The 16,047-nt window shown below is 38.9% G+C and carries 12 protein-coding genes; 4 read left to right on the top strand and 8 right to left on the bottom strand.

Annotated elements, in window-relative coordinates; genetic code table 11:
- Nucleotides 1-19: 19 nt before the first annotated feature.
- The 6 genes from HXT25_RS04230 to HXT25_RS04205 all read right to left on the bottom strand — a co-directional run bounded on the left by HXT25_RS04230 (nt 20) and on the right by HXT25_RS04205 (nt 6,884).
- On the bottom strand, nt 20-712 hold the full coding sequence (locus HXT25_RS04230) for an L-ribulose-5-phosphate 4-epimerase (protein ID WP_004112045.1): 693 nt from the start codon (nt 710-712) through the stop codon (nt 20-22).
- Nucleotides 713-802: 90 nt separating this feature from the next.
- Nucleotides 803-2,416: a xylulokinase gene (locus HXT25_RS04225; RefSeq protein ID WP_192382264.1), complete on the bottom strand. Its 1,614-nt coding sequence runs from the start codon at nt 2,414-2,416 to the stop codon at nt 803-805.
- 73 nt (nt 2,417-2,489) lie between these two features.
- Nucleotides 2,490-2,720 carry a CDP-diacylglycerol--glycerol-3-phosphate 3-phosphatidyltransferase gene (locus HXT25_RS04220; protein ID WP_004115879.1) on the bottom strand — a complete coding sequence of 77 codons (231 nt, stop codon included), beginning with the start codon at nt 2,718-2,720 and terminating at the stop codon, nt 2,490-2,492.
- 137 nt (nt 2,721-2,857) lie between these two features.
- On the bottom strand, nt 2,858-4,078 hold the full coding sequence (gene mmsB / locus HXT25_RS04215; protein ID WP_004112039.1) for a multiple monosaccharide ABC transporter permease: 1,221 nt from the start codon (nt 4,076-4,078) through the stop codon (nt 2,858-2,860).
- Between the two features lie 7 nt (nt 4,079-4,085).
- Nucleotides 4,086-5,630, bottom strand: coding sequence for an ATP-binding cassette domain-containing protein (locus HXT25_RS04210; protein WP_422118838.1), 1,545 nt, complete (start codon nt 5,628-5,630; stop codon nt 4,086-4,088).
- Nucleotides 5,631-5,729: 99 nt separating this feature from the next.
- Nucleotides 5,730-6,884, bottom strand: a complete 1,155-nt coding sequence (locus HXT25_RS04205) for a sugar-binding protein (protein WP_004115883.1) — start codon at nt 6,882-6,884, stop codon at nt 5,730-5,732.
- Nucleotides 6,885-7,153: 269 nt separating this feature from the next.
- Here HXT25_RS04205 and HXT25_RS04200 point away from each other — a divergent pair, with 269 nt between their 5' ends.
- Together HXT25_RS04200 and HXT25_RS04195 are read left to right on the top strand one after the other, a co-directional pair.
- The gene (locus tag HXT25_RS04200) at nt 7,154-8,332 is read left to right on the top strand and encodes an ROK family protein (protein WP_422118714.1); all 1,179 of its coding nucleotides are present in this window, start codon (nt 7,154-7,156) and stop codon (nt 8,330-8,332) included.
- 55 nt (nt 8,333-8,387) lie between these two features.
- Nucleotides 8,388-9,227 (top strand): ATP-binding cassette domain-containing protein, encoded by an 840-nt coding sequence (locus tag HXT25_RS04195; protein WP_004112032.1) that lies wholly within the window; start codon nt 8,388-8,390, stop codon nt 9,225-9,227.
- 344 nt (nt 9,228-9,571) lie between these two features.
- Here the strand turns inward: HXT25_RS04195 and HXT25_RS04190 are convergent, their stop codons facing one another.
- A complete protein-coding gene (locus HXT25_RS04190) occupies nt 9,572-10,816 on the bottom strand; it encodes a hypothetical protein (RefSeq protein WP_422118713.1) in 1,245 nt (414 codons plus the stop codon).
- Between the two features lie 667 nt (nt 10,817-11,483).
- Nucleotides 11,484-12,500, bottom strand: a complete 1,017-nt coding sequence (locus tag HXT25_RS04185; protein WP_422118712.1) for a biotin--[acetyl-CoA-carboxylase] ligase — start codon at nt 12,498-12,500, stop codon at nt 11,484-11,486.
- A 109-nt stretch (nt 12,501-12,609) separates the two neighbouring features.
- On the opposite strand from HXT25_RS04185, the gene HXT25_RS04180 reads away from it, so the two are divergent.
- Both HXT25_RS04180 and HXT25_RS04175 read left to right on the top strand, forming a co-directional pair.
- On the top strand, nt 12,610-14,748 hold the full coding sequence (locus HXT25_RS04180) for a DUF6020 family protein (protein WP_422118711.1): 2,139 nt from the start codon (nt 12,610-12,612) through the stop codon (nt 14,746-14,748).
- Complete coding sequence (locus HXT25_RS04175; RefSeq protein ID WP_422118710.1) at nt 14,745-16,034, top strand: helix-turn-helix domain-containing protein; 1,290 nt, start codon at nt 14,745-14,747, stop codon at nt 16,032-16,034. Before HXT25_RS04180 ends, HXT25_RS04175 begins: the two co-directional genes overlap by 4 nt.
- Nucleotides 16,035-16,047 lie beyond the last annotated feature (13 nt).

Genomic DNA, 16,047 nt, shown 5'->3' with positions numbered 1-16,047 from the left:
GTTTTTAGATTATTTTTTATTAGTTTTGTCCATAAACATTTTGATATCGTTTATTAAGAGAATTGATATCTTCTTGCTTTATATCGATTATTTTCCCTATTTGCCTAGCGGCCCACATTGTTTTGGCTACTTCTTCTGTCATAGAAGCAGCTTTCACAGCACTTTCTGCATCTTTTCCAATGACAAATGGACCGTGATTTTGCATCAAAACCGCTGGCGACTTAGGATATTTACGTAATGTTTCAACAACGCCTTGCCCAATGGCCTCACTGCCAATCAACCTGAATGGTCCAACTGGAACAGGACCGCCAAACTCATCTCCCATCATTGTTAATCCACACGGTATATTTTCTCCAATAGCAGCCCAAGCAGTAGCATAAGTCGAATGAGTGTGTACTACTCCAAATACTTCAGGCATATTTCTATAAATATAAGCATGCGAAGCTGTGTCAGAACTTGGAGAATAGGATCCATCAACAACATTCCCATCTAGATCACAAACAATCATTGATTCAGGAGTTAGTCTTTCGTATCGTACTCCAGAAGGCTTAATAACCATTAAATCAGCAGTATGCAAACGTTGAGAAACATTTCCCGCAGTCCACACAACTAAATTCCATTTAATAAGTTGATCATGCAAATTGGATACTAATTCGCGTACCTGTTTTACCTCAGATTGAGTTTCTTGTGAATAATCTTTTAAAGTTTTCATAATTACTATTTCTTTCTAATAAATTTTTTAAAAATATGATGAGAAAACACTATTTTTAGTCTTGCTTAAGCAATCTTTTGCACAATATTTTTACGGCATCGTAGTTATTGCTGCATGTTCTATTGGCAATGACCTCATAAATTGCTCAAAATATCTCTGGAATCCTTCCACGTCATCCTTACGAGGGAAAACGGTAACTGAATTCACATGGGCAAATACTTCATTTTGCAAAAAGTCTATTAATGTTATATTTTTTCGCCTAATATATGATGCTAAAATCGCCATTCCCCACGATCCGCCTTCAGAAGCCGTAGGCATAGTGGTTACTGGAACACCAAACGCCGCCGAAGCAATACGCTGAGAAACTTCAGGGGTGGCAAAAATACCACCATGACCAAGCAAAGAATCAATTTCAACATGCTCTTCTTTTGTTAAAACATTCATTCCAATAGTCACTGGACAAAATGCTCCATATAGCTGAGCACGCATAAAGTTTCCGAGTGAAAGTTTTGCTTGCGGACCGCGAGCAAATACAAATCGCCCTTCTTCCAAACCTGCTTGAAACTCTCCAGAAGAAAAACAGTAGTTAATATTTCCTCCAGCATCAAATTCAGTTCCATTATCAACAGCAGAATTAAACAGGCTTGTATATAACAAATCCATTGATATTGGTTTTCTTATTGCATCTGCAAATTGAGCAAATAAATTAACCCAAGCATTTAAATCTGTAGTGAAATTATTAGCATGACTCATTGCAGATAAATGACCATCTGGAGTCATAACTATATCTAACTCTTTATGAGCTTTTGACAAAGGGCGCTTTAAAACAACAGTTGCAAAAATAGATGTACCAGCCGAAACATTACCAGTACCAGGCTTTAATGTATTGGTTGCAACCATACCGGTTGCCGCATCTCCTTCAGGAGGAACAAATGGTATTCCTGGATTCAAAATGCCACTAGGGTCAAGAAGAGAAGCACCATCAACTGTCAATCGACCAGCAAATTCTCCAGCGGAAAGAGGTGTAGGTAAAATATCCTTCAAATTCCAAGGCTGATTAGATATTTCAGGAAGATTCTCAATTTTATTTAGCGCATTCTCATCCCAGCTTAAAATGTTTGAATCCATAGGAAACATTCCAGAAGCATCCGACAATCCTAATACTTTTTTGCCAGTAAGCTTCCAATGAATATAGCCAGATAGCGTAGTAAAGAATGCTACATTATGTACGTGCTCTTCTTTGTCAAGCGCACATTGATACAAGTGAGCTATCGACCAGCGTTCTGGTATATTAAGACTTAATTCGTTAGAAAGAATTCTGTGAGCATCATGCGTATTGGTATTTCTCCAAGTCCTAAATGGCACAAGCAACTTATTTCTATTATCAAAGGCTAAATAACCATGCATCATTGCTGAAATACCAATGCCGCCAATATTATTTAAACGCAATTGGTAATCTTTATTAATTTGATTACTTATCTGAGAAAAAACAGATTGTATTCCATGCCAAGCATCAGATAGATCATAGGTCCACAAACCATTTTCTAGTTTGTTTTCCCACTTATAAGATCCTTCTGCAATAACTTGATATTGTCCATTAATTAAAGCACCTTTAATTCTAGTTGAACCCAACTCAATACCAAGATATGTGTTTGCATTAATAATATCTTTTTTATTAGATGATACGCTCGAAATATCACACATGATGCTCCTTTGCATGCTTTTATAAGATTCATTTATTCAAATATGTAGAAAATCTTGAATACCCAATCATTTATTACTTTTTAGAATCCTCGCTCTTATCTTTACGCTCTTGACTGAATCCTTTAAAAGCGTTGTAACCGCAATAGCCGATTACAATTAATAAGCACAATGAAAAAATAAGAGTGTACCAAGCGAATAAATCACCAGATTTATAAGAACCATATAAAGACTGGAATAACCAAATCGACATAAAAAAGGTAGTTAGCGCGTACATTCTAGTCTTTTGAATATATTTTTTTGGCATATATTCCTCCTTATTGTTCTTTTATTCTGATTAACACCTGTTAATATCTGTTAATAACTAACAAAACTGGGCGTACACTTTTTCGTTCACAACGCTTGTGTAATATCTGAAGCGCACGCCCAATATATACGGCATTTTTAGCGCTTACGACGCTTGCTCATTATGTCAACAGCCACTGCAGCGAGTAACACAAGACCCTTAATTGTCTTCACAATTGCAGTGTCAACGCCCATGATAGACAAGCCTTGATTGATTACTCCCATAACAAAAGCACCAACAACGGCTCCAGGTATAGTTCCAACACCACCAGTTACAGCAGTGCCACCGATGAAGCAGGATGCAATTGCATCCATTTCAAATTCCATACCAGCTTGTGCAGTAGCAGATGCCAGACGAGAAAGCATAGCCACAGCAGCAATAGCAGACAAGAATCCCATATGAACAAACAAGCAGAAATCTACACGCTTAACATCAATACCAGAAAGTATTGCAGCTTTACGGTTACCTCCAACAGCATATATGTGACGTCCAAAAACTGTCTTTGTAAGAATAAAGTTGTATGCAACTACCAAAATCGCAACAATCACCAACATAATTGGAGTTCCACCCATCTCGGAATTGCCAGAGGATGCTAACAAATATGTTACAAATATGATTGCAAGAGCAGCAAATACGATCTTGCATACAGTAATCGATAGTGGTTCTGGGACTAATCCAACTTTTTCTACATGCTTACGCTTATTAATTTGGCTCCAAGCAAACAAAGCGATGCACATAAGACCAAGAACAATCGTAAGACCATCAAACGGACCCCACCAACCGAGAATATTAGGAAGATAGTTACGAGCAATTCCACGGAACGCGTCTGAAGTGATAGGCACAGATTCGCCAACTATAACCGTAGATAAACCGCGGAAGATCAGCATACCTGCAAGAGTGGTGATGAATCCAGGAATCTCCATTCGAGCCACCCAGAAACCGTGCCAGCAACCAATAAGCAAACCAACAACAATTGATATAGCAATCGCTAATACCCAATTAACACCATAACGTTCCATCAACAGTGCACAAACACCACCAATAAATGCAACTAAAGATCCTACAGAAAGATCAATGTGTGTAGCAATAATCACCATCACCATGCCTATTGCCAAGATAATCACATATGCATTCTGCTGAATTAAAGAAACAAAACTGTTAGGAGTTAAAAGAACACCTTTTGTAAGTATTTGGAACACAACGACAATAACGATTAAAGCTCCAACGATTCCATATTGTCTTGCATTATCGGTAATTGTCGAAAGAATACTTGATTTTTGTTCACCCTTCGTATCTTGGGCTAATCTGTTTTTGCTCATGATAACGCTAATTCCTTTCCTTAGTCATGCATTTCATCAGATATTCTTGGGTAAACCCATTCTTATTAACATCATCAGTAATAATGCCTTGACTTACGGTATAAATACGATCGCATATACCAATTAATTCTGGTAGTTCAGAAGAAATAACTACAACAGCTTTACCTTGATCGGCAAGCTTATCGATGATTTCATAAATTTCATACTTTGCACCAACATCTATACCACGAGTTGGCTCATCGAGAATGAGTATGTCTGGATCAGAAAGAACCCATTTTGCCAATACAACCTTTTGCTGATTTCCGCCAGAAAGCGTAGAAACTTGCACATCAATGTTTTGACATTTTATATTAAAGTTCTCTCGATATGCATCAACTTCTTTTCGCTCAATGTTTCCATCAACAACACCTAATTTGCTCATTTTTGACAATGAAGCAATAGATGAATTTTCGCGAATATTCTGCAAAAGATTTAAACCATAACCTTTACGATCTTCTGTAGCATAAGCCAAACCAGCATTAATTGCTTCTTGCACATTGCGCAATTCGACTTTTTTACCTTTAATATAAAGATCACCAGTTATATTGGAGCCATATGAGCGTCCAAAAACACTCATGGCCAATTCGGTTCTGCCAGCACCCATCAATCCAGCCAATCCAATAATTTCGCCAGAACGAACATACAAATTAGCATTATCGACTATTATTCGGCTATTATCCATTGGATGATGAACTGTCCAATTGGTTATACGAAGATATTCTTCACCAGATTGATTTGTTTCGTGCTTAGGATACAGATTGGTTAATTCTCGACCTACCATTTTACGAATTAATTCATCGTAATCTAATGGCGTTTCTTGTGTAATATACATTTCACCAACTGTCGATCCGTCACGAATGATAGTAACGTTATCTGCTATTACAGCAACTTCATTAAGCTTGTGCGTAATTATAATGCTTGTAACGCCATGTTCATCTCTTAATTGACGAACAAGCTGTAGTAAATGCGCAGAGTCCTCATCATTTAATGCTGCAGTTGGTTCATCAAGAATCAGCAACTTTACATTTTTAGACAAAGCCTTAGCAATCTCTACAAGCTGCTGTTTACCAACACCAATATCCATAATCTTTGTATCTGGATCTTCTGGCAAACCAACACGTTCAAGAAGTTCTGCAGCTTTAGCGCGAGTTTCACTCCAATCAATTACTCCATTTTTGGAGCATTCATTTCCCATGAAAATATTTTCAGAAATTGAAAGAAATGGATTTAAAGTCAGCTCCTGATGAATAATAACAATTCCATCACGTTCTGAATTTTTAATATTACTATATTTACACTCTTTTCCGTTAAATATAATCTTTCCCGTGTAAGATCCGTAAGGATAAACACCTGATAGCACATTCATTAACGTAGATTTACCAGCACCATTTTCGCCGCAAATTGCATGAATTTCACCGCGATCAACCGAAAGATTAACATCAGTAAGAGCTTTTAGTGAACCAAACGTTTTTGTGATGTGCTGCATACTCAATATCGTGTCTTTATGCGACATCATCTACTTCCAATCATTACAACGCACAGTTTCAACTAATGGAGGCACAACTATGGCACTAATCGTGCCCCCATATTAGTTCAAATTGATAGTTAATTTTTAATGTACTAACTTATCAAAGCGTTCTTGTGTTATATAACCATCTTTCACTAAGTCAGTAAGATTATCCTTAGTAATATTTTGTGGATTTAGCAATTTAGAAGGAACGTCTATCTTGTTGTTATTGAACTTTCCGTTAATACCAGACACCTTCTTGCCTTTAGCAATTTCCAATACCATCTGATAAACGGCTTCAGCAAGCTTATTGACATTCTTAAATACTGTCTGACTCTGCTTTCCACGTGCAATTGAAGATACAGCTGACTCCATAGCATCCTGTCCAGTTATAATTGGCCAATTATCTGTACCTGGCTTTAAATCTGGACGCTTAGATTCAATTGCGTTAATAACACCAGTCGAAATACCATCATAAGGGCTTAATATTGCATGTAGTGGCTGACCTTTAGCATATGCAGAATCAATAATTGATTCCATATCCTTTTGAGCCTGTTCAGCTTTCCACCCTTGAACAGAAATCTTCTGCCAATCTTGAACCTTAAAGTCTTTATTCACGCCACCACCATGATTAGATGGGGAAACTAAGGCACCAGATTTAAAGTATGGTTGCAGCAAATCCCATGCACCCTTAAAGAAGTACTTAGCATTGTTATCATCTGGAGAACCAGTGAAAAGCTCAATATTGAATGGTCCCTTTGCACCATTCTTAAGACCCAACTTATCAATAATATAATTTGCTTCAAGAATACCAGTCTGCTCAAGCTGGAATGTTGCATAATAGTCAACAGCCTTTGTATTCATAATCAATCTATCGTAGGCAATTACTTTAGCTCCAGCATCATGAGCCTTCTCTACTGCAGGTCCTACAGCACTACCATCCTTTGCAGCAACAACAACAACCTTAGCGCCGTTGTTAATCATATTTTCAATATCTGCATTTTGCTGAGCTGGTTTATCGTCTGCAAAGTTCAATATAACTTTATATCCAGCATCTTCTAGCTTCTTCTTTAGGTTATTACCGTCTTTATTCCAACGTTCCTCTGACTTTGTTGGCATAGAGACACCGATGGTGGCACCTTTTTCAATTCCTTGACTTACGTTTTTGGATGCACCACCTCTTGAACCTGAACAGGCTGATAAACCAGCAACTACAGCAATACCTACAAATAAAGCGATTGCTTTTTTACCTATGTTCATCGACGCTCCTTTGCATCAAAAGGTTATTTGATATAGACAGCTACAACGCTATCTAGTTTTTTATTATAAACTATTGTGTTAAGTTGTCAAACACATAAATCAAATTTTTCTATTTTTTTGTTTAATATAAATTTAACACAATTCTTAACGTACATGAATCAACTACTTGTACCAATTATTTAATATAAATTCAGTTAATTTAACCAATAAAGAACAAAAGTATCAAATCAACGAATGACAATTCTTTAAAATACAGATATGCTTATATTATGTCGCATTTATTCGGATCCCAAACTTCATTGCGAGAAACTAATCGATCTGCATTACTTTCTTACATACGCAGATTTGGTGCAATTACGCAAATAGAGCTTGCTGAAGCGACAGGATTATCAACTGCAACCGTATCAACTCTTGTAAGACAACTTGTAAAAGAAGGGAGGTTGTACACAGAAAACACAATACATAACGGAAGAAGAGCAACACTCGTAGCTTTAGCTCGTAGAAAAGGAATAAGCGCAGGACTAAAAATTAGTAGACACTCTCTAGATCTAATTTTTATTGACTACGAACTTAACATAATCGCGGAACGAACATTACTATTACCAAAACAACATATTCCAGATGTAACTCTCGAGCGAGCAACATTACTCATAAATGAAACTTTATCCAACATAAACGCATCTGCAAAAGAACTAATAGCAATAGGCGTATCTATAACAGCACCAATAGATAAACGTACAAAAACAATAGCAATACCTGGCATTATGCCACATTGGAACAATTTCGACATTATTTCGTATTTACAATCAATTTTTAATATTCCAGTTACTTTAGATAACGATGCAAACTGTTGCGCAGTATGGGAATCAAGAGCAGGATCTGTTACAAAAACCACAGATTTCATATACATAAATACCGATGACGGAGCTGGTGCCTCCATAATGGCAGATGGGAAAATATGGCGCGGCGTAACTGGAATGGCAGGCGAAATAGGGCATATTCAAGTTGATCCACTCGGAAGCATTTGCGCATGCGGAAACCGTGGATGCCTTAATACTTTTATAAATGAAGAACGAATCACATCGTTATTAAGAGTTACCCATGGAGATCTAACTGTAGAAGATCTTGTACGTTTAGCAAATGAAGGAGACCCAGGATGCAGACGTATCATAGCTGATACTGCAATACGAATAGGAACAGTAGCAGCAGAACTATGCACATCAGTAGACCCTGAAATTGTAGTTATAGGAGGACTCCTAGTGCAAAGTGGATCAGTTTTCGTCGATGCTTTTAGAGAGTCATTGCACCGCTTACTATTCCCTGATGTTTTAACTCCTATACAAGTTGTGGTTGCATCAAATCTTACTAATTGTTCTGCACTAGGAGCAGCACTAGAAGGAATTGATGCTGCAGAAAAAATACATCACAAAACATCTCAACACCTATAGAAATAGGTTGTAATATCGATTGCAATATGATTAGCAATATCAACAAGGAGACGTAATGTACGGACAAAATCCACTCCTACAGCTAAAAGATATTAGCGTAAACTTTGGCTTTACCGAAGCGCTTAAATCAATAACACTCGATATTTATAGCAAAGAAATAGTGGCAATTGTTGGAGACAATGGCGTCGGAAAATCCACTCTTATTAAAACAATATCTGGTTTGATCCAACCAACAAAAGGAAGAATGATCTTTGAAGATAAAGAAGTGAATTTGCACTCCATACGAGAAGCAAATGATCTTGGAATAGCAACAGTTTTTCAAGGACAAGAATTTTGCGATAATTTGGACGTTACATCAAATCTATTCTTAGGCAAAGAGATGCGAAATAAATCATGTCATACACTCAATAAAGATGCAATGGCGTGTGAAGCCCGAAAGGCATTACAAGAACTAACATGTGCCATAAGAATACATACTCCAATACGATTACTATCAAGTGGACAACGTCAAACTGTCGCATTGGCACGAATGCTACTATCGGATCCAAAACTCATACTATTAGACGAACCTACAGCTTCATTATCTTTAACACAAACAGCTGAAACCCTATCTTATATGAAACGCCTACGATCACAGGGTCGCACAATTATATTGGTATGCCATAATCTTCCAGACGTATTTGCAGTGGCAACTAGGATAGTTGTACTAAGACAAGGAAAAATCGTTGGAAATCATGATGTTAGTGAAACAAATTATGTCCAAATAATCAGAGAAATGACGGGAATAGAGGATGAGGAAGACGATACAATATCTTCATCAATAATAGACAATATAAACGAGAATCAGAAACTAAGTCATAAAAGAAATGCGCTTATTAGTAGAAGTGCAAAATAAGCTATCAAGGTCAAAACATAAGAGCCTATTCCCGCGTTTGTTTACCAAAACACCAAATCTGACTACAAAACACGCACAAACACGAGCGAGAATAAACAAAAACAAAAAAAATGCTTCCGGTTTTGAAAGCCCCTAGTAGCAAACAAAACCGAAAGCAACAACACTCAACACCCAAAACCCAACAAGCTAAACGAATCAACACTGGGAAGAAAAGAAAAACAATAGCAAACCAATGTTAAAACAATAAAACCAAAGAGAATCGGGAATAAACCAGTGTGATGCTTCCCTACAAAACACCACACCAGTCGTTGAGCGCAAACCCTAAATAAGGTGGTAAATAATGCTTAGTGACGCATCTTGCGAACAGCAGCACCCATACCAGCAAGCATAGAAGCAGCCAAAGCAGTCAAAGCAACACCAACACCAGCATTACCAAGCTTCTCGCCAGACTTACCATGACCATTGCCACCCTTAGCAGCAAGCTCACCCTTAGCAGCAGCCTTACCAGCAGCAGACTGAGCCTTAGCAACCTCAGTCTTCTTAGCAGAAGCCTGAGCAGCAGGACCAAACTTACCATTCAAAGCATCAGCATAAATCTGCTTCGTACCAGGAACAGCTGGGAAATCAGCAGCCAAAGGATCAGAAGTCACAACAGCAGGAAGAACAGCAGGGTTCACTCCCAAACGAACTGCATCATTATAAGCAGCCTTGTACTTAGTCAAAGCAGCATTATACTTAGCAGTAGAAGCAACAGCCTTAGCCTTAGCCTCATCATAATCCTTAGTAGCCTTAGCAGTCTCAGCAACAGCAAAATCAACCTTAGCCTGAGCACGATCTACAGCATCAGCAAGACGCTGAGCCAAAGCAGAATCATCCTTAGCAGAAACCTTGTAAGCTTCCAAAGCATCCTGAGCAGCCTTCAAAGCCTTCTGAGCAGCTTCCTGAGCAGCTACCTTACCAGCCAAAGTAGCCTTAGCCTTCTCATACTCAGCATAATCCTTAGTATAAGCAGCAAAAGCATCATCAAGATGCAACTTAGCAGTCTTCACAGCCTCAACAGCCTTAGCCTTCTTCTGATCATCAGATGGAGCAGCCTTTGGTTCTGGAGCGTTAGCATAAGCTTGCTCAGCAGCAATATAAGCAGTAGCCTTAACAGTCTTATCCTGCTCAGCAGCAGTCTTAGCTACCTTTGCATCAGCATCAGCGTTGAAAGCAGCTACATACTTATTAGCAGCAAGAACCTCATTTTGTGGAGCATCATCTTCAGCTTTAACAGCTTTATGCCCATTAACCTTAGCGTCATCTTCAATCTTGACTTTAGCAGTATCATTTGGCTTATTACCAACAGCAGTCAAAGCAGCAGCAGCCTTAGTGGCAGCTTCATCAGCAGCCTTCTCAGCTGCAACAGCAGCCTCATATGCAGCACGAGCGGTATCTAATTCCTTCTTCAAATCAGCCTTAGACTTCTTAGCTTCCTGAGACTGAGTATTTGCACCGCCATCAGCAGCGAATACTGGGGTTGCCATTGCGAAGCCAGCAAGCAAAGTAGCGCCAGCAGCGAAAGCGGCGATAGCCTTCTTATTCATCATTTTAATTTCCTTTCTTCTTCTCCTCCGTGCAGGTACACGAAGAAAAATCTTAAACATCCAACAACATTCAAAACATTGTGGATAACCACCAACCAGAGCACCTAGCTAGCAGCTGTTATTAACATACCCCCCCCCCGTTTAAAAAAGTCAAGAGGCAACCCACAAAACAAACAGAAAAAAATAATGTTACACACAAACTAATCCACAATAAAAACTATTTTCACCATAATATTTGCGGATTAACACTAATAAAACCGTAAAAACACATTGTTTCAAGGTTTTTAAAGAATTTTCCCAGACTTTTCTCAGGAAACTACTCAGACAAGAACACTAACACTATAAAACCATTGAAAAATCAACATTCCACACAACCCACACACGCAACACGCCGACACCCCACCACTCTTCACTCTGCCTATCTCTTATCCCGAAAATGTTTACGTATTTGGCGATTTTGGAAACAAACGCAAAATCATTTTCCCGAAAATGTTGCTCAAAATGGCGTGTCGAACTACAAAGTCGGGAAGATTTTCCCGAAAATGTTGCTTAAAACCACAAAATCAACAACAAAATGCGGAAAGTTTTCCCGAGTTTGTAGCTGATTCACGGCGTGTCAAACTACAAAAAGCGCAAATGTCCTTCGCGCAGTCTAAGCGCGCGAATGCACCTAGATTCGCACAGCACAAACATCGCCAGTGCGAACAGTTATTATCTGCCCAGAATCCTTACGCACTTGAATAGAAGCATCACGCATAAGATTTTGAGCAACTCCTTCTACACTAGTAAAACTTTTTGCACCAACATCATAAGCATCAGCGTGATTAGAATCGTCAACTCCAGCATCAATCCCCAAACCGTCATCATTCGGCGCGCGAACAATCACCTTGCGCCCCAACGTCCAACATGCTTCACTCGCTTCTTTAAGCAGATCCAAAGAGTATTCATTCGTATTCTTTACAAACTTCCCCAACCTAATCCTAAGATTTTCCACCAATCGCGAAGCTATATTATCCCCAAGCTCAGCAAAATCTGGCAGATTATCGTAATGCATTTTAAGCGAAGTTGCTTCCTCGATTGGAAGCGACTGCTTATCCATAAAAAGATTTAAACCAATCCCGAAAATAACTCCAACATTAGGATCGACAATATCGCCAGCAACCGTTTTTGGAGTCAAAACAATCTCCGTTAAAACTCCACCTTCTTTACAGTCACCAATAAAAATATCATTAGGCCATTTAAGACTGATCTCGCTATAATCTGGCAATTCCCCATTTTCAATCTGCGTAGCGCCAAACTCTTTTAGCGCGCCAATAATCGAATCTCGCGCAGCAAGACCAGCAATTATAGGAAGCCAGCCATTGTAACTTGGATTCTTAACAATGCTACTTGGCAAAATCGTTGCAAAAGAAGCTAGTAAACTTTCAAATGGCTTACTAACCCATTTTCTACACAATCTTCCTTTGCCAGCTGTCTGATGGCAAGCAGCAACAACATAAATCGCAGGCATTTCGTCTTGTCTTTTTACAAAATGAGTATTGTTGCAATCATCAGTACACCCATCACAGCGCTCATCACAGCACCCATCAGTGAGAATTTTGCGTGCATAATTCTGTGTTGAATCAATAACGTCAAAATAAGCAAAACCGTCTGCAACATTTTTAGTGCGTTCAAAAAAATTACTCATACAGAAATTATAGAAATTTTAATATAATTTAAAAAGATTGTGCAACAGGTATAATTTACAACAGTACTTTACACACATTATTTATAGGATTAAAAATCAGTGGGTCACTATGAAATTCATTAAAAATGACTATGCGAGCGCAAAAACAGTCGCAGAACCTACTGATACGTGCAATGCAAAACCAGATACTAAAAACGATATAAAACCAGATACGAAATCTGAAATGAAAATCGATCCAAAAACAAGCACATCAAAAACAAGCTTGACAAAAACATCAATATTTAATCTCGTAAGTCAGCTTGCGACTCAAGCACTAATACTATTTACTTGCATCTGGCTCGCTCTTTGCACAAGCTTAGGCGTGATTTACCGCAATCAGGGATCTTTAACCGATTTTAATTGGGTTAACGCACTTATTTTTGCAGCAGTATTCTGCGTTTATTACGCTATTTTAAGATCCATCATTCATTTTGGGAAAAATAACAAAAACGACAAAATACTAAAAATACTAAAAATCACAACTTATAAAATCACAAAACCACTTTTTCACCCATTTAGAAGCATCGCCGCTAAAAAGCCTAAGATAATTTTTTCAATAAAACGTACTCTAAAATGGTGTTTTTACCATTCAACTTGTAGAAAACGAAACATTTTCCTAACACTGATTATCGGCTGGCTGTGGGCACCAATAACACTTCTAGCAGCTTATGGAGCCGATATTTGCTCACAAATCCGAGAATACAGCTGGACATGGAACCAAATAACTGGCATAAAACAACCATACATTGGATTCTTTAGCTTTGTTCCAGCAGACATCTACCCAACAGCACACTATCTTTGGCCGGCAAAACCTACGTATTTAAGCGACCAACACAACATTGTTTTAACATTAATTTACGGTGCCGTAGCAGCAGTATCGCGGTATTTTACCGAATCAAACGATGCTGGAATCATACTACTTGCAATTATGCAATTCATTCTTGCAGCATGGTGTTGTGCCGCCACAGCGAACCGATTCTTAAACACACCGTGGGCTAAATCTAAAACAAGCGGAACGCAAGCTGCTTTGCCAACACCAATCTTCTTCCGCGCAGCCGTAATAATCATATTTTTATTCAGTCCACTTGTAGTTTTTTCAACAATCGCACTAACAAAATCACCATTATTCGCATTTGCATTCGTATGGTGGTTTGGAATATCTTACGAACTACACTGCACAATACAAAACACAAAAATTTCACGCAAACATACGATTCTTGAACTGATAATAAGCGTATGCATTATGCTAATCGCAGCAAAATATGCGTGGTATATTCTTGTAATTCAATTTGTACTTCTAATGTTTTACAGCATAAAACGTTGGAAAATATGGGTTTTATGCATTCTGCTCCCAACAATTCTTATACACGGAGCCATAATAATAGCCATATCTAGCGGAGCCATAATAAATGGAGATCCTATTGAAAGCCGCGGAGTACAACTTCAGCAAATAGCCAGAATCGCAAAACTAGATCCAAAAAGCATACCTCATAAAGCAGCACGAGAAATTGCGCCAATTTTTAATCTCAACCAAACCGCTGAAGCATACACACCTCAAGACGCAGATCCTGTAAAATCTTCTGGCTTACAGTCTAAAAAAGTGAGCTACCGTTGGCGTTACATTACAAAAGACGACATGAAAAAGTTTAACCACGCATGGTGGCTTATGGTTAAACACAGTCCAATTGTTGCAACGGACGCATTCTTAGCCAAATCCTACGGTTATTTTGACATTCTAGACATCCCTTATGTCGGACCAGAATACTACATAAATACTGACAACATAAAAAACTCAGAGTGGATACGCTACTGGCTACCAGAATGGCGTGCAGGTGTTTCAAATACTGTTGAATCGTGGAGTAATACGCCGATTTTAGGTTGGCTGATTCACGGAAACCTGTATGTTGTTGGCACACTGCTTATCGGAGTTGCAGAAATCGTTCTTAAACGTTGGAAAACACTCGTTTTGCATATTCCTCTTGCGCTGTTAATGGGAGTAATGGTGCTGGCTCCTGCAAACAATTTTGAACGACATATGCTCCCTATTACGTTCGTATTCTTCTTTACGGCTCTAACATTTTTAAGAGAGTCTAAATTGCTTGGCAGAGATAATATTATAGATATAACGTCAAATACAAAAATAGAAAATACTTCACAGTTGCCAAAATTGCCAAAATTAAATATAGAAACGATTGGAGGTGACAAATGAACAACGAACTTTACGATAGCGCGGTTGCTGGCGACTCTACTGCTGACACAACCAGCAAGCTTTATGACGTAGACTATAGTACTACTAGCAACATCACAGAAGATGTTGATTTTCTAACAATTCTTACAGGAATATTGCCAAACGGAAACAATATTTATAATAGGAACTCAAACGAAGCTAAGGAAAAATCGCAAGCAACCAGCGGTGAAAAAGCCGAAGAAACTCAAGACCAAAACCAAATAGAAACACATAAAAAACATCATCTTTTATGGCGCAGAAAACAATCAAACGAAACTACAGAAAAAGCTACTAGCACAACACCACAATTTACGCCACTGCCATGCGCGCCGCAAAACGAAGACACAAGTGGAATATTTGACAATCGAGACGGAAAAATCTTCGACTCAGCAACACGCCTGCGACTACACACAATAATTGGAGCGTGCCTGATGAATGGCATTGCAGACAGCCGCGTAAGCGCACTAATGCACCTCTTACAATGGCAAGAAAATACGCGGCTCCTAGCAATAGCTGGTACATACGAAACACTCGACATAAACGAAGACAGTCCAACACGAAAAACAACAACTCACGCGCCGCAGAACAACACAGACACTTTACGACGAACCATATGGACGCAACTTGGCGCATGTGGAGCATACGATGCGATAGTAGACCGCGTTCAAAAAGACGCAATTACATCTAGAACAAAAACATGGAAAATAGCCGCAAAACCTCAAGCAAAAGAAAACGATGAATTTCCCGCCCCGTCACACATAATCATCCTAGCTTTAAAAGAAAACCCAAGCCAAGACGCGCTAAACAAACTTTGCGAAGTATTTACAAAATCAGGTAAGCCAATTTGCATAAGCGAAATTGCAGTCGGCGCACAAGAAATATGCGAAGAAATCACAGCAACTCTAGCAGCGCTTGCTGTTGCACCGTCTGTAACACATTTGCCACAAATAATACGCTGCGACGACGTGCTGCCAGAGCGCGCACTTATAGGCGACGAAACCGCCGTAGAAACCTTATATACTAAGGTGTATCAGAGCTTGGCACCATACAACCCAGACGACCCGACTTTGCAAACTGTAGATGCTTTCTTGCGATTTGGCGGCGCACTAGACCAAACTTCACACAACCTTAATGTGCACCCAAACACAATACGATATCGACTGCGCAAAGTTGCACAAACAACAGGCTGGGACGCCACCGACCCTAGAGAAGCATACGTTTTACAAACTGCTATTACGATTGGGCGCATCCGCGATTCTGCGCGCTAAAGCAAAAAGCGCC

The sequence above is a fragment of the Gardnerella sp. DNF00476 genome (assembly GCF_049262735.1).
Classification (GTDB): domain Bacteria; phylum Actinomycetota; class Actinomycetes; order Actinomycetales; family Bifidobacteriaceae; genus Bifidobacterium; species Bifidobacterium vaginale.
This window is presented reverse-complemented; position numbering and strand designations above follow the sequence as displayed.

What these genes read in the sequence shown, in the direction of transcription:
- HXT25_RS04180 (WP_422118711.1), top strand. Translation starts at nt 12,610, where the DNA reads ATGAAATTCATTAAAAATGACTATGCGAGCGCAAAAACAGTCGCAGAA.
- HXT25_RS04200 (WP_422118714.1), top strand. Translation starts at nt 7,154, where the DNA reads ATGTCGCATTTATTCGGATCCCAAACTTCATTGCGAGAAACTAATCGA.
- HXT25_RS04205 (WP_004115883.1), bottom strand. Translation starts at nt 6,884, where the DNA reads ATGAACATAGGTAAAAAAGCAATCGCTTTATTTGTAGGTATTGCTGTA.
- HXT25_RS04195 (WP_004112032.1), top strand. Translation starts at nt 8,388, where the DNA reads ATGTACGGACAAAATCCACTCCTACAGCTAAAAGATATTAGCGTAAAC.
- HXT25_RS04175 (WP_422118710.1), top strand. Translation starts at nt 14,745, where the DNA reads ATGAACAACGAACTTTACGATAGCGCGGTTGCTGGCGACTCTACTGCT.
- HXT25_RS04185 (WP_422118712.1), bottom strand. Translation starts at nt 12,500, where the DNA reads ATGAGTAATTTTTTTGAACGCACTAAAAATGTTGCAGACGGTTTTGCT.
- HXT25_RS04220 (WP_004115879.1), bottom strand. Translation starts at nt 2,720, where the DNA reads ATGCCAAAAAAATATATTCAAAAGACTAGAATGTACGCGCTAACTACC.
- HXT25_RS04210 (WP_422118838.1), bottom strand. Translation starts at nt 5,630, where the DNA reads ATGTCGCATAAAGACACGATATTGAGTATGCAGCACATCACAAAAACG.
- HXT25_RS04230 (WP_004112045.1), bottom strand. Translation starts at nt 712, where the DNA reads ATGAAAACTTTAAAAGATTATTCACAAGAAACTCAATCTGAGGTAAAA.
- HXT25_RS04190 (WP_422118713.1), bottom strand. Translation starts at nt 10,816, where the DNA reads ATGATGAATAAGAAGGCTATCGCCGCTTTCGCTGCTGGCGCTACTTTG.
- HXT25_RS04225 (WP_192382264.1), bottom strand. Translation starts at nt 2,416, where the DNA reads ATGTGTGATATTTCGAGCGTATCATCTAATAAAAAAGATATTATTAAT.
- mmsB (WP_004112039.1), bottom strand. Translation starts at nt 4,078, where the DNA reads ATGAGCAAAAACAGATTAGCCCAAGATACGAAGGGTGAACAAAAATCA.